Here is a 964-nt window from a genome sequence, read left to right as displayed (position 1 = left end):
GGTCTGGGACACTTGGTTTGCTGCCAAGGAGAACTTTGAGTTCGTGCACTATGAGCTGGGCAAGCATTTTATCAGTGCCTTAAAGAGCAACCGCAAGGCTGCCCTTACCATGGAAGACAAACTGGAAGGCAAGTTCCACCGAGTCGACGGGCTAGAACTGCAAGCAGGCCAGGCCATTACTGTTTACCTTAAAGGGCTGGACTTCCAAGTCCAGCTGGTCAAACAGGTCTTTATAAACCAAGACGGCTCAACTGGAGACTTGTACCTGGTCACCAACGATCTGGAGCTAAGCGGCCCAGCTATCTGCACAACCTACGGGACACGCTGGGGAGTGGAGGTATTCCACAAATCGCTCAAACAAAACGTGGGGCTGGAAAAGTCCCCCACCAAGCACGAGACATCCCAGTGCAACCATGTTTTTGCTGCCATGATTGCCTGGACTAAACTCGAACTGCTGTCTGCAAAAGAGCAGACCAACCACTTTGCCCTAAAAACCAAAATTTATGTCAATGCCCTCAGGGCGGCTTTTCAAGAGGTGCAAAGGCTCAAAGCCTATGTCCCTGCAATTGGGCCGCCAAACGGGCTAGCCACCCCTCTTTTGGGGTAAGGCTTTGATTAACTTGTTCATGCGAGTGCTTTTTCAGTGCCATGCACTGAGTGGGATTGCTGTGCCAAGCACCCTGAATACTGCTAATTTTTTCAATTATCATAACCTTTCGCGTGCGAAAGGTCAGTTACTCATACTAAAAACACATATTATCCTTGAAAATCCGAATTTAAGGTTCGGATTTTCAAGGATAAATCCCTTTTAGCGTTTGCTAGTAATGCGCTCCAGCACCATCCGCCCCAACTCCGTCACCCGGTACTTCTGATTCCGGCTGCGCGGCTTGTCCGGTATTGCCTGCCTGATGCAGAAGGGGTAAAAGGAATCCGTCGAGTGTTGTTATGCAAGCATGACTATCAA

The 964-nt window shown here is 49.4% G+C and carries 1 protein-coding gene; it reads left to right on the top strand.

Annotated features, from left to right (window positions below; all coding sequences use genetic code 11):
- Positions 1-607 (top strand): transposase (locus IX84_RS10725; RefSeq protein ID WP_044219980.1); only part of this gene is annotated, 607 nt, incomplete at its 5' end.
- Between the last annotated feature and the right edge of the window lie 357 nt (positions 608-964).

The sequence above is a fragment of the Phaeodactylibacter xiamenensis genome, assembly GCF_000759025.1.
In the GTDB taxonomy this organism is placed as follows: Bacteria; Bacteroidota; Bacteroidia; order Chitinophagales; family Saprospiraceae; genus Phaeodactylibacter; species Phaeodactylibacter xiamenensis.
Note: the sequence above shows the minus strand (reverse complement) of the source record. Positions and strands in the feature narration are given on the sequence as shown.